This window comes from Streptomyces sp. MMS24-W38 (assembly GCF_059889265.1).
In genome coordinates this window covers 2,661,358-2,682,797 of sequence record NZ_JCBCPP010000001.1, presented here as the reverse complement: position 1 = coordinate 2,682,797, position 21,440 = coordinate 2,661,358, and the positions used below count along the sequence as shown (strand labels likewise).

Here is a 21,440-nt window from a genome sequence, read left to right as displayed (position 1 = left end):
CGTGCTGACCGACGAGGAGGCCGCCGCGCTGGCGGCGATCGACGAGGCGGCCCTGGGGCGGACCCTGATGGAGCTGATCGCGGCGCCGAGCGTGACCGGGAGCGCCGCCGAGTCCGAACTCCAGCACCAGCTGGCCGGCCGGCTGGAATGGCTGGGACTGGAGGTCGACCTGTGGTCCATGGACCTGCCCGCGCTGCGGGCCCATCCCGGTTTCCCGGGCATGGAGGTGCCCCGTGAGGAGGCGTGGGGACTGGTCGGAACCACGCAGGACGGCGGCGACGGGCCCACCCTGATCCTCCAGGGCCACGTCGACGTCGTACCGCCCGGCGACCCCGAGGCGTGGGGGGACGGCGACCCGTTCGTACCGCGGGTGACCGGGGACGTGGTGCACGGGCGCGGCGCCTGCGACATGAAGGCGGGGCTCGCCGCGCACCTCGCCGCGCTCGCCGCGATACGGACGGCCGGGATACGGCTGCGCGGCCGGGTCGCGGCCCACTTCGTGGTCGGTGAGGAGGACGGCGGCATCGGCGCGTTCGGCACCCTGGAGCGCGGACACCGGGGCGACGCCTGCGTCATCGCCGAGCCCACCGGGTCCACCCTGATCACCGCGAACGCGGGCGCGCTGACGTTCCGTCTCGCCGTGCCCGGCAGGGCGGCGCACGGCAGTGCGCGGGAGCAGGGAGTCAGCGCCGTCGACGCCTACCTGCCCCTGCACCGGGCGCTGGCCGCCCTGGAGACCGAGCGGAACCGGAACCCGTCCCCGCTGCTCGCCGAGTACCCGATCCCGTACGCCCTGTCGGTGGGCACCGTGCGCGCCGGGGACTGGGCGAGCAGCGTGCCGGACCTGCTGGTCGCCGAGGGCCGGCTCGGCGTACGCCTGGACGAGGACCCGGCCGAGGCGCGGGCCGACCTGGAACGGTGCGTGGCCGAGGCCTGCGCCGCCGATCCGTGGCTGCGCGACCACCCGGCGACGGTGACCTGGCCGGGCGGCCAGTTCGCGAGCGGCCGCCTGCCGGAGGGCCACCCCCTGCCGGACGTCGTCGGCGCCGCCCACAGCGACGCGACGGGCGCCCCGCCGCCCCTACGGCGGGGCGCGACCTACGGCAGCGACCTGCGCCACTACACCGGCGCGGGCATTCCGACGCTGCAGTTCGGGCCGGGAGACATCGAGGTGGCCCACAGCCCCCGCGAACAGGTCTCCCTGCGGGAGACGGTGGCGGTGGCCCGGACCATGGTCCTCACGGTGCTGCGCACGGTGGGCACGAAGTGAGGTGGCGTCAAGTGACGTGAATCACCGGGGCAGTGCTGAGTGCCGGGCCGGGGAAGTTTCCGTACCCCCTCATGACAGCGAGGCCGGAATGCGAGGATGAGCCGCCATGACTGCCGGGTGGTGCTTCCGCACGACACGGGCCGCGGTGTTCGCGGTCGTCTGCGTGCTGCTCGCCGCCCTGGGGCATGTCCTGATGTCGGGCACCGGAGTGCCGTGGTGGTCCCTCGCCGCCGGAACGGCGGTGACCGGCGGCGCGGCGTGGTGCCTGGCCGGCCGGGAACGCGGGCTCGTCCTCGTCCCCTCCGTCGTGACGACCGCGCAGGCGGCACTCCACCTGTGGCTCTCGTACGCGCAGGAGCTCGCGACACCGTCCGCCACGGACGGCACGACCGCCGGCGCGCACTCCATGGCCCATAGGGCTCATATGGGCCATGGAGTGCGCGCAGCCCATGGAGGCTCCGTCGCGGAGCCGGTGGGCCCCATGGACGCGATGGACTCCATGGTGGGGACGGGCCACACGGTGGGCCACACCGTGGACGGGATGTCCGTGTCCTCCGCGGGCATGCTCGCCGCCCACCTGCTGGCCGCGCTCCTGAGCGGCCTGTGGCTCGCGTACGGCGAACGCGCGGCCTTCCGCATCCTGCGGGCCGTCGCCGGATGGCTGGCCGCCCCGCTGCGGCTGCCGCTCACTCCCGCCGTACCACCGCGTCGCCCGCGCGTCACCACCCGCCACAGCCGCACGGCCCACCGGCCGCACCGGCTGTTCCTCGTGTACGCGATCACTCCTCGGGGCCCGCCGGCGGGGACCGCTGTCGTCTGAGACAGCCGGTTCCCCGAGACCGCCCAGGGCGCCCCGCGCCCGGACGGCGGCTCGGGCAACGGACGTACGCCGCCATGCGTGCTGTGCGTAGGTCCGCCACCCCACGCCACCACCGGATCCGCCGCGCGCCGTGCGCGGCCGGTCTGCATGTCGGACCTCCGCTCTGCTCGCGGGGTTCCCGCATGCCGGACCTCCGGACTCCCGAGAAGGACATCAGGTGACCAGTCCTGCCATGTTTGTCGCAGCGTTTGTCGCATCCGACACGACGCCGCACACCGCGAGAACACGTGACGAGAGGACGGCCCTCGACGAGTCGACCACGACCTGGGCACTCGCCGCCCGCGCCGGCGACCCGGAGGCCGTGGAGAACTTCGTCCGCGCCCTGCACCGGGACGTCCGCCACTTCGTCACCTACCTCAGCGCCGACCCCCAGGCCGCCGACGACCTCGCCCAGGACACCTTCCTGCGGGCCCTCGGCAGCCTGCACCGCTTCGAGGGGCGTTCCTCCGCCCGGACCTGGCTGCTGTCCATCGCCCGGCGCGCGGTGATCGACGACTACCGGCACGCGTCCGCCGGCCCCCGTCTCCTCGACACCGACGACTGGCAGGCCGCCGCCGAGTGCGCCCAGGAGCGCGGACTGCCGGGCTTCGACGACGGCATCGCGCTCACCGAACTGCTGGACGCCCTGCCCGAAGAACGCCGCGAGGCGTTCGTCCTCACCCAACTCCTCGGCCTGCCCTACGCGGAGGCGGCCGAGCTCAGCGACTGCCCGGTCGGTACGGTCCGTTCCCGCGTGGCTCGGGCCCGCTCCGCACTGATCCAGTCCCTGCACGACGCCGACCGAGCCGAACCGACGGGCGCGGCGGCCTGACGGAGGGAGCCCCGGAGCGGACGGCTTGGGTTCCAGTAGTCGTTGCGACACCCCGGTTCAGGGGGTGCGACGGACTTCGAGATCCGCAAGGTCCGTACAGCGCGGGGACCCAGGAAACCTCACGCCGAGCGGGCGGGACACTTCCGGCTCGTGAAAGCGGACTGCAGAAACAAGGAAGCGTCCGCGCTCGTCGGCGTGAACGAGCGCACCGGCCGTGAGTGGTAACGGCCGGTGCGACCCACAGCGGATCAGACCACCGGTGGCCCCGCTTCACCGAGCCGATGGTGATGATCAGCGAGTGGCCCGCCGAAGCGGACGACCGGGCCGTGCCCGGCCACTGGGAAGGCGACCTCATCATCGGCAAGGACAGCGGCTCGGCGATCGGCACCCTCGTCGAACGCGGCACCCGCTACGTGATGCTCCTTCACCTTCCCCCGACCACACCTCAGTCGGCGTCCGCGACGCCCTGGTCGAGACCGTTCGGACGATGCCCGCCCGCTCACCTCGAACGGTCCCTGACCCGGGACCAGGTCAGGGAGATGGCCTCGCACGGCTCCTTCACCGTCGCCACGGACATCCCGGTCTGCTTCTGCGCCCCGACCGGCCCCGGCAGCGCGGTTCGAACGAGAACACGAACGGCCTGCCCAGCTTGCGACGTCGTCGGACGGGCAGGGTCCGTTCGTCCCCCCGGCAACGCCGCCCGGGTCGTGCTCCCCACCCTGACGGCGGGGGTGATGCCGTGACCGGCCGGGCGGACCACGGTCCGCCCGGCCGGTCACACCGGGATCCCCTGGGTGGGGAGCGGTCAGCCCATCTGGTCGAGCGCCTTCTGGAAGGCGGCCCCGTGCCGGGTTTCGTCCGCGGCGGTGTCGCGGAAGAAGCGGGCGGCGGCGGTGTCACCGACGGCGGTGGCCCGCTCGGCGAACCCCGGGTACACCATGGTCGCTCCGTGGCGCTCACTGGTGACGGCCTCGCGCAGGTTGTCCTTGGTGCTGCGCACCAGACCGGCCAGCACCGCCTCGCCGGCGAAGTGCTCCCGCAGTTCGACCTCGGCCGTGCCCTCCCACAGGCGGGCCAGCGCGGCGTTGCCGGACTGCTTGGCGTGGGCGGCGAAGAGCATGTACTTGGCGTGGGCGAGCGCCTCGCCGTGCAGGGCGGTCTCCAGGTTGGCCTTGGTGCGAGCGGCCTTCACCTTCGGCAGCCCGGCGGGCACCGGCACCATGTCGGCCTTCGGCGGTGCCGGGATGGTGCCCTGGCCGGCGGTCACGGCCGCCAGGGCCGTGCGGAAGGCGTTGCGGTGGCGGCCCTCGTCCGCGGCGATCTCGCTGAAGAGCTTCGCGGCCTCGAGGTCCCCGTCCTGCCGGGCCTGGTCGGCGAAGCGGCGGTACATGACCTCGTGCTCGTAGGTCTCGCCCTCGATGGCCTGGCGCAGGTTGGCGGCGTTGTCGCCGACCATGCCGATGAGGGTGGCCGCCTCGTGCAGGTGCTCGTTCAGCTCGGTCTGCGCCGTGGTGCGGAAGAGCTGGGCGACGGCCGGGAGGTCCTGGCGGTCGGCCTCGGCGGCGAAGAGGTCGTAGACGGCGTGGGCGTACGCCGCGCCCTTCATGGTGGTGGTCAGGTCGGCGAGCGTCTGCGCGTGCAGGGCCCGGCCGGCGGTGTGCGGTGTCGGTTGCCCTCCGGTCGGGACGGCCAGTGCCAGGGCCGGCGCCGCCGGCGCGGCGGTGGCGGCCAGCGCGCACAGACTCACTACGAGCGTACGTATCGAGCGATGGGACACGATCTCCTCCTTTGGAGGTTTTTCGGGTGACATCCCCTGCCTCATACGACCCGCACTCGTACTGCGCTGCCCCTTTGGGGTAGCCCCTTCGGGTGACTCACGGAGCGTGTCCGGGACTTGGCGCGCGGCATGCTCCGCGGGCGTGATATGGGAGCGCCCCGGAGGCGCCGGGCACAGACCCGATGACCCGCTCCGGCAGTGGATTCGGCGGACCGGCAGCCTCCGGCCTCGAGCAAGATCGGCCCCGGTGCCCTGGCGAACCGACGGGCTGCCCCACGAGAAGCACCCTCGCTGCCATCCGGCGAGACCCGCTCCCGCGAGGCGATCGACGACGCCTTCACCGAAGCCGAGGCGGAAGAGGAAGGCGGCGTCCGCAGGCCGGCACCCGGTGCGGTGACGCCTCCGTCGTCGGACAGCACACGGGCGTCGGCGCGTTCCTCGGGGGGCGGAGAGGCGCGGCCGGCCATGACGCCGCCGTCGATGTCCTGGACCGCGCCGGCGACCCGGTCCGTCTGCTCCGACAGCAGGAACGCCACGGGGGCGGCAACGTCGTCGGGCGTTCCGGTACGCCCCGGCGGACGGAACGGGTGGAACCCGTCGAGTGCGGAGTCCGGGTTCGCCTCGGGGATGGACTCCCCGTGGACGGGGGTCCGCACGACAGCCGGGGCGACGGCGTTGACGCGGATGGTGCGGGGCGAGTTCCATGGGCCAGGTGCTGCGTGAGGGAATGCACCCCGGCCTCGGCCGTTGGGTACGCCGAAGACGGCGTCGCGGCGACTCGAGCCCCCGGGATGCGATGCCGCTGACGCGCTGGGAGTCGGCGCGTCACCTTCCGGACGGCAGGCTGCCGAGCGGGGAGCGAACCGGGCTCACGGGCCCGGGGTGATCAGGGTCGGCTTTCGGCCGTGGCGCACGAGAGCAGAGGAACAAGACCTTGGTCCTGAGGGGGGCAGTTGTGAACGTCGGTGTGCAACGCGGAGCGATCGCTGCCGTGCAGGTGCTCGGTCTCGCCGTGTGGTTCTCCATGTCGGCGGTGGTGCCCAGCCTGCGGAACGACTGGGGGCTCACCGCCGGCGGCGCGGTATGGCTGACGGCCTCCGTGCAGTTCGGCTTCGTCGCCGGGGCCGTGGCATCGACCGCCCTGAACCTGGCGGACCGCGTTCCGCCCCAGCGCCTGCTCGCCGTCAGTGCCGCGGCAGCCGCCGTCTGCACCGTGGTGCTGGCCCTGTTCGCCGACCGGCCGGCCGTCGCCGTCCCGCTGCGACTCATGACCGGGATGTTCCTGGCCGGGGTCTACCCCACCGGCATGAAGCTCATGGCCTCCTGGTCCGGCAGCGCCGGACGGGGCAGGACCATGGGCGTCCTCATCGCCGCCCTCACCCTCGGCTCCACTCTTCCCCATCTCATGGCCGGCGTGGGCTCACTGCCCTGGCGCGGTGTTCTGCTCGCCGCAGCGGCAGCCGGGCTCCTGGGTTCCGTCATCTCACTGGCCCTCATCCGGCCCGGCCCCCACGCGGCACCGACCGCACCCGCCCGCAACCCCCGGTACGCGCTGACCATGTTCACCGAACGCGGGCCGCGCCTGGCCAATCTCGGCTACTTCGGACACATGTGGGAGCTCTACGCCCTGTGGACCTGGATCCCGTCCTTCCTGCTGGCGGCCTCCGCCGCGAGAGGACTCCCGGGCTCGGTGGGGATCACGGTGTTCCTCACCATGGGGATCGGCGGGGCGGTCGGTTGCCTGCTCGGCGGCTGGGGCGCGGACCGCTTCGGCCGCTCTCCCGCCGCCCTGGCGGCGCTGCTCCTCAGCGGCCTGTGCTGCCTGGTCTCCCCGCTCTTCTTCCACGCTCCGCCGCTGCTCCTGTTCGCCTTCTGCACGCTGTGGGGTGCTGCCGTGATCGCGGACTCAGGGGTGTTCTCGACATCGCTGAGTGAGGTCGCCGACCACCGCTACATCGGGACGGCGCTCACCGGCCAGACCGCGATCGGCTTTGCCCTCACCGTCGTCAGCATCCAGCTCACCCCCCTCCTGGCCGAGGCCATCGGCTGGGAGTACGCCTTCCTCCTTCTCGCGCCCGGCCCCCTCGCCGGCGCCCTCGCCATGCGTGCCTTCGGCAGAGCCACCACCTCCGCTCCCTCCCCGCAGGTCACCTGACGGCCTGACGGCCTTTTCCCGGCACTGGAGAGGGCCGGACCCGAAAGCCCCGCCCGAACCCTGCGGGATCCCAGGTTCACGTGCCCTGGATGTGCCTCCCGGGCACGTGCCCGGGAGGCGGAACAGCCGACCGGGGCCAGTTCCGACGAGCGGGCGCAGACGGCTTCACGCCGGAGGGCTTTCGGACGGGGGTGCGGCGTCGGCGACGATTGCCCGCAGTGCCGCGATGTGACCGTCGAAGGCATCCCGGCCGGCGCCGGTGAGCCGGGCGCGTACCTTCCGGCGGCTGCCGCTGAGGCGGCGTTCCGTGGCGACGTACCCGGCTTCTTCGAGCGTCGTGAGCTGCTTGGACAGTGCCGAGTCGGACAGTCCCAACCGGTCCTTGAGGAAGGCGAACTCGGCCCAGTCGGCCGCTGCCAGTGTCGCCACCAGGGACAGGCGGGTGCTGGGATGGATCAGCTCGTCGAAACGCGCTTTCGTCATGCCCGCACCCAACGACGCAGAACGCGCAGGATCTCCGGCCCACCGAACCCGACAACGACCGCGACCAGCACCGCCGCCCAGACGCCCGCGTGGTCCGCGCCGTCGGCGTCGAGCGTGAGCGCCGCGAGGACGGTGACCCCGATGAGCCCGAGCAGCATGCCGACCACGACCAGTGGGATGCGGCGGCCGGCGACCGCCGCGCTCACCCGCAGCCGATCCGTGCGCCGGCGTCCGTCGAGCAGACGTGACGCGAGCACCGCGTGCCCCATGCCGAAGCCCACGGTCGCGGTCCCGGCCAGCCACGGTGGCGCCACGCTGCTGAGCACGCCCAACAGGATCCAACCGGCCGCCATCGCCCACCAGTAGCCGCGGGGCAAGCCGACTTCCTCGGCCACCTGGCGTCGAGCACGGTCAGCTGCGTCGAGGGCGGTGCGAGCCTGGTCCGGAGCGATGTCGTCCACAGCGACACCTCACTTTCCTAGTGGGAAAGTGAGAATCCCACTTTCCTGGTGGGAAAGTCAAGAGTCGAGGGGAGCGACGTCATTTCTCGGGTTCTGCTCAACCTCTGCGGCGCTGTCGCACCGGGTGATCCGGATGGTGTCCCTCCGGTTGGTGCGAGGGACCTGAAGGCGGCCTCGCGGGTCGGGGCCGGTCGCGCTGCCCGGCGGGGCGTGAGGTCGGGTGACGGCGTATCGGGCCCTGCCGGGGGCGGTCGGCTGCTCGTGCGGGCGGTGTTCCGCGACCGTCCGGTGGGGCGGGGGCCTCGACATGGCGATGCCGGGGCACGCGTCCGTGTCCTGGGGAGGACACACCGTCCCGAAGTCGTGAGCACTTTGACCGCCACTGTCCTGATGCCGCTCGTTTGAGTGCTTGAGTGACCCATGCCCGCCGACTGCTCACGGTTTTCCGCAAGGCATCCGCCTCCGGCCCCGCAGCCCCGGGACCGCGGGGATCCCTCACACCACATGGCGGGACATGACCCATCGGTGTCCCTGGGCGGTTGGGGAAACCGACGTGACAGGCGGTGCCTGCTGAGGAGGACTCGCGTCGTGCGCGATCGTGTGGACGCCTCCTCCGGCCTGGTGCTGCGGAGATGGAGGGCCGAGGACGCCCGGGCGGTGATGACCGCGTTCGCGGATCCGCTCATGCGTGGCCAGGCCGGCGAGCCGGTTGACTCCGTCCAGGCAGCCGAGCAGTGGACAACGGCTCGCGGTGACCAGTGGGCCGCGGACTCCGCCTGCTCCTTCGCCGTCGTCGACGGCGGTGGCCTCGTTCTCGGTCAGGTGTGTGTCGGCCCGGTGGATCGGCGCGATGCCACTGGATGGGTGTCCTACTGGACGACGGCAACGGCTCGTGGCAGAGGCACAGCTTCCCGTGCCTGCAGTGCTGTGGCCCGCTGGGCTTTCGACGACGCGGAACTCTTCCGGCCGGAGCTCGGGCACCGGGTGAACAATCCCGCCTCGTGCAAAGTGGCGCGCGCCGCCGGCTTCGCGGTGGAAGGACGGCAACGACAGAAGCTCGGATACGACGGTGTCCGCCACGACGTGGAACTCCATGCCCGCCTGGCGACGGACAGGGAGCCCGTGTCGTGGTGAGGCCGGCTCGGGGTGCGACGGCGCTCTCCTCACCGTCCAGGTGCCGCATCAGGCAACGTTCGCCCCGTGAGGCGTGTGACGGATTCGACGGGGCGCCGTTCCCTCGCCGGAGCCGTCCGTGGGACCACGCGGGTTCGCGGGAGACTGGCCGCATGGAGTCGATCGATCGGGAAACGGCCCGTGCCTGGCTCGCCACCGCCCTCGCGGAGGCCCGCGCGGGGCTCGCCGAGGGTGGTGTCCCCGTCGGCGCCGCGCTGTACGGCGCCGACGGGACCCTGCTCGGCCGGGGCCGCAACCGCCGTGTGCAGGACGGTGATCCGTCCGTGCACGCGGAGACGGCCGCCTTCCGGGCGGCGGGACGGCAGCGCTCGTACCGCGGTACGACGATGGTGACGACCCTGTCGCCCTGCTGGTACTGCTCCGGGCTGGTCCGGCAGTTCGGCATCTCCCGGGTGGTGATCGGCGAGGCGGTCACCTTCCACGGCGGTCACGACTGGCTGGCCGAACACGGCGTGGAGATCGTGCTGCTGGACGATCCGGAGTGCGCGGCGATGATGCGGGACTTCGTCGAACGGCATCCGCGGCTGTGGCACGAGGACATCGGAGACGTCAGAGACATCGGAGACGTCGGGAAGTGACGACGGCCGGTTGCCGTGGCCCGGGGATCGGGGCGCGGCAACCGGCCGTCGTGGGGTGCGTCGGGGGCGCTCAGAAGCCGACGGAGGCCAGGACGCCCAGGCCGACGTCGGCGTAGGAGTGCTTGCCGGAGACGAAGATGTTCACGCCGTAGTAGTTGAACAGCCAGCAGGCGAAGGCGGCCAGCGCCAGGTAGGCGGCCTTGCGGCCCTTCCAGCCTGCGGTGGCGCGGGCGTGCAGGTAGCCGGCGTAGGCGACCCAGGTGATGAAGGACCAGGTCTCCTTGGGGTCCCAGCCCCAGTAGCGGCCCCAGGCGTCGCCGGCCCAGATGGCGCCCGCGATGATCGTGAACGTCCACAGCGGGAAGACGGCCGCGTTGACGCGGTAGGCGAACTTGTCGAGCGAGGCGGAGGCGGGCAGCCGCTCCATGACGGAGGTGGCGAAGGCGCCGGGCTTGCCGCCGCGCGCGAGCTTGCCCTCGTAGGAGTCCTTGAACAGGTACAGGATCGTGCCGACCGCGCCGACGTAGAAGACCGCGCCGCACAGGATCGCGGTGGAGACGTGGATGTACATCCAGTACGAGTCGAGCGCGGGAACCAACTGGTCGCTCTCGGTGTACAGGACGGTGACGGCGAGACCGAGGTCGAGAAGCACGGTCGTGGTCAGGAACAGCCCGAGCCAGCGCACGTTCTTCTTCAGCGCCAGCAGCAGGAGGTACACGCCGACGGCGGTGGTGGTGAAGGTGATGTTGAACTCGTACATGTTGCCCCAGGGCGCCCGCTGCACGGACAGCGCCCGGGTGAGCACACCACCGAACTCGATCGCGAAGGCGAGCACCGTGAAGGAGACGGCGATCCGCCCGAAGAGGTCGCCCTGCTCGTCCCCGCCGTGCGCCCCGGGCCCGTCGGGCACGTCACGGGTGCCGGCCCCGGCCCGTACGACGACCTTCGGCCGCTCCAGCACGGCGGTGCCGCCCGCCTTGCCGACGGTGACGGCCGGGGTCTTCCCGGCCGCCCCTGCCCGGGGGGTGAGCGCGGCGGCGGTGCGGGCGACCTTGCTGCGGCTGCCGAAGATCCATTCGGCGATGTACGCCAGGAAGGCCAGGGTGTAGACCGCCATCGCGGAGTAGATCAGCACGTTGCTGATCTCCGCGAGGTTCTCGTTGTTCGCGGCGGCCAGGCTCGTGGCGGTGGCCAGATCGGTTGCGGCGGCGAGAGTCAAGGCTTCTCAGCCCCTTCGGCAGATGCGGCTTGGGGGTCGGGGGAATCGGCGGATGCCGCGGGTGCGGCGTCGTCGGCGGCGTCATCGGCGTCGGGGACCCCGGGAGCCTGGTCGTAGAGGATTCCGGCCAGGTCGCCGAGTTCCTCGGGCACCTTGGCGGACTCGCTGCGGCCGAGCCCGGCCATCTCGACGACGGTGACGCCGTCGGGGCCCTCGACCGCGCGCACCCACACGCGGCGCCGCTGGACGAACAGGGAGCAGACGAGACCGCCGATCGCGAAGAGGGAACCGGCGAGGGCCCAGCCGCCGCCCGGCTCCTGGACGACCTGGAAGCCGGCCCACTCCCTGATCTCCTTCTCGAAGGTGACCGAGCCGGCACCGTCCGGGAGGGTCATGGTCTCGCCGGGCATCAGCAGCTTCTTGAACAGCTCGCCCTCGGAGTCCTTGAACTCCTTCATCTTGGTCTTGTCCATCTGGTAGACGCTCTGCGGAATGCCGGCGTCGGCCTTCAGGTCGCCGTGGTAGGCGGAGAGTGCGAGCACCGGGTAGCCCAGTGCCGGGAACTGGGAGAGCATCGTGCCGGTGGCCGAGCCGCCGAAGGTGGGCACGAAGAAGGCGTTGAAGCCGAGCTGTTCCTTCTCGCCCTCGGGGTTGCGGTAGCCGTCGAGGACCTTGACCACGCCGGAGGAGGTGACGTTGGCGTCGAGCGGCAGCAGCGGCACGGCGTCCTTGAAGACGACCTCGCCATCGCCGTCGCGGACGGTGACGACGGGCGCGTAGCCGTGGCTGACGAGGTAGACCTTGGCGTCGCCGACCTTCAGCGGCTTGTTCACCTCGACCTTGGTCGTCTTCTCCTTGCCGTAGGCGCCCTCGCTGTAGACCAGCTCGGTCTCGTACGTGCGCGGGGTGCCCTTGTTGGGGCCGGAGGGCTCGTACGTGCCGGTGAAGGACTTCACGGTGAAGCTGAACGGCTCCAGGTCGGCGACGTCGAAGAGGTTGCCGGACTTGAAGTCGTCGTACTGCGTGAGCGTGTTGGCGAAGCCCTGGCCCTCGACGATCAGCTTGTTGCCCTCGTACTTGAACAACTGGCCCCAGGCGAAGGCGATCAGCATCACGATCAGGGCGATGTGGAAGGTGAGGTTGCCGACCTCCCGCAGATAGCCCTTCTCGGCGGCGACGGCGTCACCGGCCCGGTGGGCGCGGAAGCGGCGCTTCTTCAGCAGCGCCAGGGCGGCCTCACGGACCTGCTCGGGTTCGGCCTCGGTGCGCCAGGTGGTGTAGGCGGGCAGCCGGGTCAGCCGCCGGGGGGCGCCCGGCGGACGGCCGCGCAGCTGGCCGACGAACTGCCAGGTGCGGGGCACGATGCAGCCGATGAGGGAGACGAACAGCAGGATGTAGATCGCCGAGAACCACACCGAGCTGTAGACGTTGAACAGGCCGAGCTTGTCGTAGATCGGTGCGAGGACGTCGTGCTGCTCGCGGAAGTCGTCGACCCGGGTCCTGTCGATGCCGGTCTGCGGGATGAGCGAGCCGGGGATCGCGGCGAGCGACAGCAGCAGCAGCAGCAGCAGCGCGACCCGCATGGACGTGAGCTGCCGCCAGAACCAGCGGGCCCAGCCGATGACGCCCAGGGCGGGCAGGTTCAGCGGCTCCTCCGCGGGCGCGGTGGACAGCTGGGAACCGGCGGCGCCCAGCTCCTGGTCGCCGGTGCCGCCCGCGGCCTCTTCGGGCCCCGCCGGGGTTTTTTCGGACCCGGTTCTGGAAGTCGTGCTCATCGCCGTCAGATCCCCACAGTGAAGCCGTTGGACCAGGTCTGCATCTGCGTCACGAGGTTGTCCCATATGCCGGTGAGCAGCAGCACTCCGGTCACGATCATCATCGTGCCGCCGATCCGCATGACCCATGCGTAGTGCCGCTTGACCCAGCCGAAGGCGCCGAGCGCCTTGCGGAAGGCGACGGCCGCGAGGACGAAGGGCAGACCCAGCCCCAGACAGTACGCGACGGTCAGCACGGCCCCGCGTCCGGCGCTCTCCTGTTGCGCGGAGAGCGTCAGTACGGAGGCGAGGGTGGGGCCGATGCAGGGGGTCCAGCCGATGCCGAACAGGGCACCGAGGACGGGCGCGCCGGCCAGGCCGGCCGCCGGCCGCTTGCGGAAGCGGAACTCGCGCTGGGTGAGCCAGGGCATCATCCCCATGAAGAAGACGCCCATGAGGATCATGAGGACGCCGAGCACCTTGGTCAGGATGCCGGACTGCTCCTGCAGCGTCTGGCCGAAGTAGCCGAAGAAGGCGCCGCCGGAGACGAAGACGACGGTGAAGCCGAGGACGAACAGCGAGGCGCCGGTGACCATCCGGCCGCGCCGGGCCTCGGCCAGATCGGTGCCGGACACGCCGGTGACGTAGGAGAGGTAGCCGGGGACCAGCGGCAGGACGCAGGGTGAGAAGAAGGAGACGAGCCCGCCGAGCAGGGCGATGGGCAGTGCCACCAGCAGGGCGCCGTTGAGCACCGTGTCGTTGTAGGCCGGGTCGGCGGCGAGGGAGGCAGTGCCGGCGGCGAGCGTGGTGAGGGTGGTCACGTCACTTCTCCGCGAGGACCGGCTTGAGCATCTTCAGCAGCCGTTCCTCGCTGAGCGCGGTCAGCGAGCGGGACGCGATCTTCCCCTCGCGGTCCAGGATCAGGGTGGAGGGGATCGCCTGCGGGTTGAGGGTGCCCTTCTCGAAGCGGAGCATCAGCTTGCCCGTGGGGTCGTACAGGCTCGGGTAGGTGATGCCGAAGTCCTTCTCGAAGGCGAGCGCCGAGCCGGCGCTGCCGTCGCGGGTGTTGATGCCGACGAACTGCACGCCCTGGTCGGCGTACTCCTCGGACACCTTGGCGAAGTACTTGGCCTCCGCGCGGCACGGGTTGCACCAGGAGCCCCAGACGTTGAGGACGACGACCTTGCCCTGGAAGTCGGCGACGTCGAGGGGCTCGCCCTCGAGCGTCTCGCCGGACAGGTCGGGCGCGGCGACGCGCTCGCCCTTGGCGACGGTGGAGATGCCGTCGGTGCCGGTGACGAAGTTGGTGTTGCCGCCTCCGCCCGAGGTTCCGCCGGAACCGCACGCGGAGACCAGCAGGGCGGCCACGGCGGTGCCGACGGTCAGGACGGCACGGCGGCGGACGCGGGCGGCGCGACTCGAGCGCTGGGGGGCACGGCTGGCGGCACTCATGTGAAAAGTTTCGCATGCCCGTTCTGGGGATCTTGCCCGCCCCCCTCGCGGACGGAAACCCGCATATCGGCGCGGCTCGGATGCCCTGTCGGACGCCGCTGGGTTCTCCGGCCGGACCCCGCTCGGTTCCTCTGCCCGGTGCCGCCGGCTCTTCGGTCAGGCGCCTTCCGTTCCTTCTGTCCCGGTGCCGCTCGGGCCACCGGTCCCGGCGGTGCCACCGGTGTCCTTCAGGAAGCCTTGCCAGCCACCGGCCGGTTCCTGCCCGACGTCCAGGGTGCGCAGCCGCCCCAGCACCTCGGGCCGCTGGGCGTCCAGCCAGTCGGTGAACTGCCGGAAGGAGACGATGCGTACGTCGCCGCCCTTCTCCTTCGCCCGCGCGATGTGCTTGAGGGCCTCCTCCACCGCGTCCATGTAGATGCCGCCGTTCCACTGCTCGAAGTGGTTGCCGACGAAGAAGGGTGCCCGGTTCGTCCCGTACGCCCGCTCGAAGCCCGATATGTACGCCTGGGTCGCCTGCTTGCGCCAGCCCGGGTGGTTGTGGGCGGGCGCGTTGGTGGAGTTGACGGACTGGTTGGCGAGGATGTTGTAGTCCATCGACAGGACCTCGAAGGAGCGTCCGGGGAAAGGTATCTGCTGCAGCGGGAGGTCCCATATGCCGTCCCGCTTCGACGGCCAGACCTGACGGCCGCCGGGCGAGGAGGCGTCGTAGCGCCAGCCGAGCTCGCGGGCGGTGGTCAGCAGGTTGTCCTGGCCGAGCAGACAGGGCGTACGGCCGCCGACGAGTTCCTTGTCGTAGTCGAACGGCAGCGACGGCAGGTCGGTCCAGCCGGAGTTGGTCCGCCACTCCTTCACGAACGACTTCGCCTGGTCTATCTCGCTGCGCCACTGCTGCGGCGTCCAGTTGCCGACGCTGCCGGAGCCGGCGCAGAAGTGGCCGTTGAAGTGGGTGCCGATCTCATGGCCCTCGAGCCAGGCGCGGCGGACGTTCTTCAGCGTGTCCTTGACGTGGTCGTCGGTGAGGTAGCCGATGTCGGAGGCGCCGCGCGGGTTGTTCGGCGGGTCGTACAGCCGCTTCTTCGACTCGGGCAGCAGATACAGCCCGGAGAGGAAGAACGTCATGTGCGCCTCGTGTTCCTTGGCGAGGTCCAGGAAGCGCGGGAAGAGCCCGTTGCCGACCTCGCCGGCCCCGTCCCAGGAGAAGACGACGAACTGCGGCGGGGTCTGACCCGGCTCCAGCGGCACCGGCCTCGCGGGCTGGTGGGGCTGCTTGCCGGTGAAGGCGGTGGAACCGTCGCCGATCGGCCGGGCGGTCTTCGTCGGCTTCGGCGTGCCCGTACGGCCGCCGTCGCCGGAACCGCCGCTCCCGTCGGAACCGCCCGGACCGTCGGCACGGCTCGTACCGCTCGGGCCGGTGGCGCCGCCGCAGCCGGCCAGCGACACCGCCGCGGCGGCCCCCGCGCCGAGCCCGAGCATTCCCCTGCGGGTGAGAGTGCGCATGGCATCCCCGATCGTCACGTCCTCTGGTGGTCACTCACTCAGAGGACGTGACGCGAACAGGGGTTCCCGCGTAGTGCGGAGGTTTGGCAACGATCGTCACGGGGGTGCCATGCGGCCGCCTGACTAGGCCCCGAAGGCCTTCTCCTTCCCCTTCACCGGCTTGGCACCGGCGAGGAGATGGGCGGGGACGAGATCGCGGGCCGGCTCGCTGTAGCCGACGGAGACGATCCTGTCCCCCCGGTAGGTGAAGGTGGTCAGCGAGGCGAGCGTGCACTGCCGCTTGCGCGGGTCGTGCCACAGCCGCCGCTTCTCGACGTAGGACCGCACGATCCAGATCGGCAGCTGATGGCTGACCAGCACCGCCTCGTGACCGCGTGCCGCGTCCTTGGCCGCGTCCAGCGCGCCCATCATGCGGACGACCTGCTCGATGTACGGCTCGCCCCAGGACGGCTTGAACGGGTTGACGAGGTGCTTCCAGTTCTCGGGCCGGCGCAGCGCGCCGTCGCCGACGCCGAAGGTCTTGCCCTGGAAGACGTTCTCGGCCTCGATCAGCCGCTCGTCGGTGGCGATGTCCACACCGTGTGCCTTGGCGATCGGCTGGGCCGTCTCCTGCGCCCGCTCCAGCGGGGAGGCGCCGACATGGACGACGTCCCGGGAGGCGAGGTGCTCGCCGACCCGCTCGGCCATCCGCCGGCCCAGCTCGGAGAGCTGGTAGCCGGGGAGCCGGCCGTAGAGGACGCCGTCCGGGTTGGCGACCTCGCCGTGCCGCATCAGGTGGACGACGGTGAGGTCGTTCTTCTTCCCCGTGTTCACGTTCTCCGTGCTCACGCCGTCGCCTCCGCCGCCGCTCGGGCCGCCGCCGGGAGGGCGTCGGCGATCCGCTGGACGGCCCGGTCGTCGTGCGCGGTGGACACGAACCAGGCCTCGAAGGACGAGGGCGGCAGGTGGACGCCGTTCGCGAGGAGGGAGTGGAAGAAGGCGGTGTAGCGGAAGGACTCCTGCGCCTTGGCGTCCTCGTAGGTGCGCACCGGCCGGTCGGTGAAGAACACGGAGAACATGTTGGAGGCGTTCTGCAGTGTGTGCGCCACGCCCTCCTTGGTCAGCGCCTCGGTGACGAGGGACTGGATCCGCGCGGAGACGGCGTCGACCTTGGCGTAGGCGGCGTCGTCGAGCAGCCGGAGCTGGGCGAGCCCGGCGGCGGTGGCGACGGGGTTGCCGGAGAGGGTGCCGGCCTGGTAGACGGGCCCGGCGGGGGCGAGGTGCGCCATGACGTCGGCCCGCCCGCCGAAGGCCGCGGCCGGGAAGCCGCCGCCCATCACCTTGCCGAAGGTCATCAGGTCGGGCCGCACACCGTCGACGCCGTACCACCCGGCGCGGCTGGTGCGGAACCCGGTCATCACCTCGTCGGAGATGTACAGCGCGCCGTCCGCGGCGCAGGCGTCCTTGAGCCCCTGGTTGAACCCGGGCAGCGGCGGTACGACGCCCATGTTGCCCGGGGACGCCTCGGTGATCACACAGGCGATCTCGCCGGGGTGCGCGGCGAAGGCGGCGTGCACGGCGTCGAGGTCGTTGTACGGCAGGACGATCGTGTCGCCGGCCTGGGCCCCCGTGACGCCGGGGGTGTCCGGCAGCGCGAACGTGGCGAGACCCGACCCCGCCGCGGCCAGCAGCGCGTCGACGTGGCCGTGGTAGCACCCGGCGAACTTGATCACCTTGGCGCGCCGCGTGAAGCCGCGGGCGAGCCGGATCGCCGACATGGTGGCCTCGGTGCCGCTGGACACCAGCCGGACCTGCTCCAGCGGCTCGACCCGGGCGACCATCTCCTCGGCGAGCGCGACCTCGCCCTCGCCGGGCGTGCCGAAGGAGGTTCCGCGCGTGACGGCCTCCTGCACGGCGGCGACCACCTCGGGGTGCGCGTGCCCGAGGATCATCGGCCCCCAGGAGCAGACCAGGTCGACGTACTCCCGCCCGTCGGCGTCGGTCAGGTACGGGCCGGTGCCGGACACCATGAACCGGGGCGTGCCGCCGACGGCGCGGAAGGCACGCACCGGCGAATTCACGCCACCGGGAGTGACGGCCGCGGCACGGTCGAACAGCGCCTGCGAGGCTTGGGCTTCGTATGGGTATGGCAGTTCGCTCATGACCTGCGACTTCTCCGACCTCTCCGACATCTCGGACTCGGGGTGCGAGTGACCTGTTCAGGGTAGGCCAGGCGGGGGCGGGGGGCCGGAGGCCGGGGGCGGGGCGGGTCCGGGGCGGCGGGGGCGACCACCGGCCGAGTGGCCGGTCGAGCCGTCGGCGGACCCGTCGGCTGAGTCATCCGCCCTGCCCGTTCGTACAACCATTTCGTACGCCTGTTTCGTGTGGTCGCCCCACACGGCCGGCCACGGGCTCGGGTATCCAGCCACCTGCGGGGACATCCGGTCCCGGATCGCCCGTGATCTGCGAAACTGGCGTCCGAGTAGACACAGCTCACCCGGCCCGGAGCGGCCGGACGCTGGGAAGGTCCCCCGGGCAGATGCAACACCGCACGTTTCGGCGGGCGGCCGTGGGGGAGGTCACTGACACGATGATCGGGTTGCGCGGCGGCGCCACGCGGCCTAGAAAAGCAGTCGGGTGGAGATATGCATCGCGGTGGCGGACTGGGCGAGGGGACTGACGATCTCGGTCCTCGACGTTCCCGGCGGGGAAGGCACCGGCGCGAGGCGGAAGAGGTGGACAAGGCCCGTCGGGCACACGGTGCTCCGGGCGAGGCCGAGTCGATCGACCTGTCGAGCGCGGGGAGCAGGAATGGTGGTCGAGTGGGGGTGACCTACAAGTATTTCGGCGCGCCGGACGGCGCCACCGCCGCCCGCGTCCCGATCTCGATGCGCCCCGAGGAACTCGGCGGCGACGAGCTCGGCATGGGCGGAATGTTCACCAAGATCAAGCCGGAGACGATGGCCGCCATGGTCCTCACCGGCATCGAAGGTGTCCCCCTGCACAAGGTGCCGCCCCTGGAACTGGTCGTCCTGCACCCCGACTACGCGGTCGTGAAACTCCCCATGACGGTCGTCGACCCGCTCCGCGGCATAGGCGAGGAGGCGGTGGGCGCAGCCGCCTTCATCTGGTCCACGGTCCCCGACCGCGGCGGCCCCAACGACGCCTTCAACGTCTACCGGCTGCTGCACGAGTGGCAGGACTTCTCGCACCGGCTGCACGAGGCGGGGCACCAGGCTTACTGCCTTGTGTGGCCCTGACCTGGGGTTTTACTGGCGTTGGGCGGGGTCTTCGGGCCTCGCCCTTCTCAGTGTCGGAGAGGGGCCGTCAGGCGGCCAGGGCACATTGAGGGCACATGGGTTTTGCTGGGGGTTCTGATGTGCCCTGGGCGGCGGGCGGAGCGCCGTCGTCTTCGGCTTCGGTGAAGGCGTCGTCGATCGCCTTGCGGGTGCGGGTCTCGCTGGACGGCAGAAGGTGCGTGTACGTCCGGAGCGTGAAGCCGGGGTCCGAGTGGCCGAGGTACTCGGAGAGCGCCTTGATGCTCTCCCCCGCGTCCAGGAGCACGGAGGCGTAGGCGTGCCGGAGGGCGTGCATGCCGTCGTCCGGCGCCGCCTGAAGGTACCTCGCCCCACGCTCGCGGGGAGGGATCACGCCGGCGGCGGCCAGGGCGAGCTTCCAGGCACCCATGTTGAAGACGCTGCGGTTGTAGGCCCGGTCCTTCTCGTCGACGAAGAGCAGGCGGAAGGTCTTGGGCTCGCCGTCGGGCTTCGCCCAGGGCAGAGTGACCGCCGTCGGCGGGAATTGCCTCATGTGGGCCTTGAGGGCAGCCGCCAGCTGAGTCGGCAGCGGCACTGACCGGATCTTGTTGCCCTTGGGCAGGGAGAAGACGGGCTTCGTGCCGACGAGTCGCACTTGCCGGTTGACGTGGATCCAGCCGCCCTTGAAGTCGATGTCCTCGACGGCGAAGCCGAAGACCTCGCCCTGGCGCAGACCGCAGCCGAAGGCGAGCTTGCCGCCGGCCTGGGAGCGTTTGGGTAGCCCGGCTATGACGGCGCGTACGCGATCCATGGACCAGGGGACGATCTTCTTCTTGGTCGCGGTCGGCAGCTTGACCGCCTTCGACTTGCACGGGTTCTTGGGCAGCAGCCCGTCCTCCACGGCCATGCCGAGGATGCTGGAGAGGATGTCGAAAATGCCCTCGATCGTCGACACCTCGAAGCCGCCGTCCTGAAGCGTGCGGACCCAGCCCTGAATGACCGAGGGCTTGTTCAGGGACCGCAGCTCGCGCCGGCCGAGGTGGGCGACGATGTGGTTGCGGACGATGGCCTCGTAGCGGAGGGCCGTGGTCGGGCCCACCGAGTTCGAGTCGAGCCACTTCTGGGCGTAGGCGCCGAGCGTCTGCTTCGTCTCGGCGGGAACGACGTAACTGCCGCTCCGGATCTCGATGTCGACCTCGGCCGCCCGCTTGTCGGCTTCGGCCCTCGTGTGGAAGTTCTCCTTGCGCTGGTGGCCGTCCAGGTCGCGATACCGGACCTGCCAGCGCTTGCCGATCCCATGATCCGATGTCGGCACCATTCGCCGGGTGCGGCTCTTGTGCTCGCCGCACTGGGTCTCGTCCGGCTTGGGGTGGGACTTGTGCCAGCGGTCGTACACGTCAGCCAAGAAGGGCCTCCTGAGCTCGGCCGCGGGCACCTGCGCCGACGTGGCGAGGATGGGCGTCGGGGCGGGCCCCAAGTGGCAACAGAGCCGTCGGAGGAACACCAAGGGCTGCAGCGATCATGACGAGGTCGTCGATGTCGCAACGCCGATGGGCGCGTTCGGTACGGCTGAGTGCGGTGTTGGTCATCGGGCGTCCCATCGCGGTGCAACGGGTGGCCAGTTGATGCTGGGTGAGGCCGAGCGCCAGCCGTATGTGCTCGATGGCGCGGGCGGCGTGGAGGCCGGCGGGGCCTATTTCAAGAGGTCGAGTTGCCATGACAGGTAGCAGTAACTTGCAGCCGGCCCCTTTGGCAATAGTTGGTTCACAAACTCTAAAGAAGTCGTCGCCCGCCGGGTCTCGAATTGGTCCGGATATTTCCCGAAGTGGGGCGCCAGAAAGTCGCGCTTCTGTTTTGGCGTACGTCGGAAAGTGAACGCAGTGTAGCTTGCGTAGTCCCTGCAGGGGGCTGCCACCTGCTGTTACGCGCTGCCCATCGTGCCAGCGCTAACTTTTTGGCCGACCGGCGATTTGCCCTTACGGTTATGGATCTCGCGCTCACCAAAGGGAACTTCTGGAGAGTTCTAGAACCAACTCTGGACTTCTCCGTCCAGGGTGTTGCTGTGTTGTCCACGCTGTTGTCCGAGACCGAAAAAGGGAGCCCTGTGCCGAGCCTTTCTCCCCGTCCTGCCCACACCGCCGCCGACGCCTCCCGACGCGGCCCCCTGGCCACCCCGGCGGAAGTCGCCGAGTACCTCGGGGTACCGGTGAAGACGCTCTACCAGTGGAAGTACCGGGGCATCGGCCCCAACGTGCACAAAGTCGGCCGCCACCTGCGCTACCGCTGGCACGAGGTCGACGCCTGGCTCGACCGACAGACTGCGTACGACCTCATGGCATGACTCACGGGGGAACAGAGCGGCCCCCAGCGCGCCAACGCCGAGGGCCGGAGATTCCCCTGCGCATCGCCCATCCCTGAACGAACGAACCGGTGAGGGGCGGGACCCAGTCCGTCCTGCCCCTCACCAGAAAGGAACGCCTATGGAGGACGCTACGTCCTCGGACGCGGCGAGTGCGTCCGCCGGCGCGGAGGCCGGGCCCAAGGTCGTCTGGCCGCCCGTAACAGTCCCCGGGCAGGGGACGGTCCCGCGCAACGGGGACCGGGCCGAGTCACGGTCCCCACGTCAGGGGACCGGGGACGGCCCCCGCGTCGAATCCGAAGACGGTCCCCGCA

The 21,440-nt window shown here is 71.0% G+C and carries 21 protein-coding genes and 1 pseudogene; 9 read left to right on the top strand and 13 right to left on the bottom strand.

From position 1 onward, the window contains the following. Position 1: 1 nt before the first annotated feature. The 4 genes and pseudogenes from AC6F7H_RS10930 to AC6F7H_RS10915 all read left to right on the top strand — a co-directional run. Positions 2-1,270 carry an ArgE/DapE family deacylase gene (locus AC6F7H_RS10930; protein ID WP_500756792.1) on the top strand — a complete coding sequence of 423 codons (1,269 nt, stop codon included), beginning with the start codon at positions 2-4 and terminating at the stop codon, positions 1,268-1,270. A 106-nt stretch (positions 1,271-1,376) separates the two neighbouring features. Further along, complete coding sequence (locus tag AC6F7H_RS10925; RefSeq protein ID WP_500756791.1) at positions 1,377-2,090, top strand: hypothetical protein; 714 nt, start codon at positions 1,377-1,379, stop codon at positions 2,088-2,090. A gap of 232 nt (positions 2,091-2,322) precedes the next feature. Next, complete coding sequence (locus tag AC6F7H_RS10920; RefSeq protein ID WP_500756790.1) at positions 2,323-2,961, top strand: sigma-70 family RNA polymerase sigma factor; 639 nt, start codon at positions 2,323-2,325, stop codon at positions 2,959-2,961. Positions 2,962-3,230: 269 nt separating this feature from the next. Beyond that, positions 3,231-3,704 (top strand): annotated as a pseudogene (locus AC6F7H_RS10915) (IS30 family transposase); the annotation flags it as partial. Between the two features lie 62 nt (positions 3,705-3,766). Here AC6F7H_RS10915 and AC6F7H_RS10910 read toward each other — a convergent pair. Beyond that, complete coding sequence (locus AC6F7H_RS10910; RefSeq protein WP_500756789.1) at positions 3,767-4,738, bottom strand: ferritin family protein; 972 nt, start codon at positions 4,736-4,738, stop codon at positions 3,767-3,769. A gap of 41 nt (positions 4,739-4,779) precedes the next feature. Further along, entirely contained in the window at positions 4,780-5,394 is a 615-nt protein-coding gene (locus AC6F7H_RS10905) for a hypothetical protein (RefSeq protein WP_500756788.1), read from the bottom strand. A 299-nt stretch (positions 5,395-5,693) separates the two neighbouring features. On the opposite strand from AC6F7H_RS10905, the gene AC6F7H_RS10900 reads away from it, so the two are divergent. Then, complete coding sequence (locus AC6F7H_RS10900) at positions 5,694-6,893, top strand: MFS transporter (protein WP_500756787.1); 1,200 nt, start codon at positions 5,694-5,696, stop codon at positions 6,891-6,893. A gap of 165 nt (positions 6,894-7,058) precedes the next feature. Here AC6F7H_RS10900 and AC6F7H_RS10895 read toward each other — a convergent pair whose 3' ends face one another. Together AC6F7H_RS10895 and AC6F7H_RS10890 are read right to left on the bottom strand one after the other, a co-directional pair. Next, the gene (locus AC6F7H_RS10895; RefSeq protein ID WP_500756786.1) at positions 7,059-7,376 is read right to left on the bottom strand and encodes a winged helix-turn-helix domain-containing protein; all 318 of its coding nucleotides are present in this window, start codon (positions 7,374-7,376) and stop codon (positions 7,059-7,061) included. Continuing rightward, positions 7,373-7,837: a hypothetical protein gene (locus AC6F7H_RS10890; protein WP_500756785.1), complete on the bottom strand. Its 465-nt coding sequence runs from the start codon at positions 7,835-7,837 to the stop codon at positions 7,373-7,375. Before AC6F7H_RS10890 ends, AC6F7H_RS10895 begins: the two co-directional genes overlap by 4 nt. 588 nt (positions 7,838-8,425) lie before the next feature. On the opposite strand from AC6F7H_RS10890, the gene AC6F7H_RS10885 reads away from it, so the two are divergent. Together AC6F7H_RS10885 and AC6F7H_RS10880 are read left to right on the top strand one after the other, a co-directional pair. Further along, entirely contained in the window at positions 8,426-8,971 is a 546-nt protein-coding gene (locus tag AC6F7H_RS10885; RefSeq protein WP_500756784.1) for a GNAT family N-acetyltransferase, read from the top strand. Positions 8,972-9,123: 152 nt separating this feature from the next. Beyond that, a complete protein-coding gene (locus AC6F7H_RS10880; protein WP_500756783.1) occupies positions 9,124-9,609 on the top strand; it encodes a nucleoside deaminase in 486 nt (161 codons plus the stop codon). A gap of 70 nt (positions 9,610-9,679) precedes the next feature. Here AC6F7H_RS10880 and ccsB read toward each other — a convergent pair whose 3' ends face one another. The 7 genes from ccsB to hemL form a co-directional block, all read right to left on the bottom strand. Beyond that, positions 9,680-10,828: a c-type cytochrome biogenesis protein CcsB gene (ccsB, locus tag AC6F7H_RS10875; protein WP_500756782.1), complete on the bottom strand. Its 1,149-nt coding sequence runs from the start codon at positions 10,826-10,828 to the stop codon at positions 9,680-9,682. Next, positions 10,825-12,603 carry a cytochrome c biogenesis protein ResB gene (gene resB, locus AC6F7H_RS10870; protein WP_500756781.1) on the bottom strand — a complete coding sequence of 593 codons (1,779 nt, stop codon included), beginning with the start codon at positions 12,601-12,603 and terminating at the stop codon, positions 10,825-10,827. The genes ccsB and resB overlap by 4 nt, the downstream gene beginning before the upstream one ends. A gap of 5 nt (positions 12,604-12,608) precedes the next feature. Then, positions 12,609-13,403 (bottom strand): cytochrome c biogenesis CcdA family protein, encoded by a 795-nt coding sequence (locus AC6F7H_RS10865; RefSeq protein ID WP_500756780.1) that lies wholly within the window; start codon positions 13,401-13,403, stop codon positions 12,609-12,611. 1 nt (position 13,404) lies between these two features. Then, on the bottom strand, positions 13,405-14,034 hold the full coding sequence (locus AC6F7H_RS10860; RefSeq protein ID WP_500756779.1) for a TlpA family protein disulfide reductase: 630 nt from the start codon (positions 14,032-14,034) through the stop codon (positions 13,405-13,407). A 156-nt stretch (positions 14,035-14,190) separates the two neighbouring features. Next, positions 14,191-15,531 (bottom strand): polysaccharide deacetylase family protein, encoded by a 1,341-nt coding sequence (locus tag AC6F7H_RS10855; protein WP_500756778.1) that lies wholly within the window; start codon positions 15,529-15,531, stop codon positions 14,191-14,193. 123 nt (positions 15,532-15,654) lie between these two features. Beyond that, positions 15,655-16,302 carry a histidine phosphatase family protein gene (locus AC6F7H_RS10850; RefSeq protein WP_500761747.1) on the bottom strand — a complete coding sequence of 216 codons (648 nt, stop codon included), beginning with the start codon at positions 16,300-16,302 and terminating at the stop codon, positions 15,655-15,657. A 53-nt stretch (positions 16,303-16,355) separates the two neighbouring features. Next, positions 16,356-17,672 carry a glutamate-1-semialdehyde 2,1-aminomutase gene (gene hemL, locus AC6F7H_RS10845; protein WP_500756777.1) on the bottom strand — a complete coding sequence of 439 codons (1,317 nt, stop codon included), beginning with the start codon at positions 17,670-17,672 and terminating at the stop codon, positions 16,356-16,358. A 483-nt stretch (positions 17,673-18,155) separates the two neighbouring features. Between hemL and AC6F7H_RS10840 the strand changes: the two genes are divergently transcribed. Next, on the top strand, positions 18,156-18,770 hold the full coding sequence (locus tag AC6F7H_RS10840; RefSeq protein ID WP_500756776.1) for a hypothetical protein: 615 nt from the start codon (positions 18,156-18,158) through the stop codon (positions 18,768-18,770). A 67-nt stretch (positions 18,771-18,837) separates the two neighbouring features. Here AC6F7H_RS10840 and AC6F7H_RS10835 read toward each other — a convergent pair whose 3' ends face one another. Further along, entirely contained in the window at positions 18,838-20,163 is a 1,326-nt protein-coding gene (locus tag AC6F7H_RS10835) for a tyrosine-type recombinase/integrase (protein WP_500761745.1), read from the bottom strand. 1 nt (position 20,164) lies between these two features. Next, complete coding sequence (locus AC6F7H_RS10830; RefSeq protein ID WP_500756775.1) at positions 20,165-20,485, bottom strand: helix-turn-helix domain-containing protein; 321 nt, start codon at positions 20,483-20,485, stop codon at positions 20,165-20,167. Between the two features lie 386 nt (positions 20,486-20,871). Between AC6F7H_RS10830 and AC6F7H_RS10825 the strand changes: the two genes are divergently transcribed. Then, complete coding sequence (locus tag AC6F7H_RS10825) at positions 20,872-21,108, top strand: helix-turn-helix transcriptional regulator (protein WP_500756774.1); 237 nt, start codon at positions 20,872-20,874, stop codon at positions 21,106-21,108. The last annotated feature ends 332 nt before the right edge of the window (positions 21,109-21,440 follow it).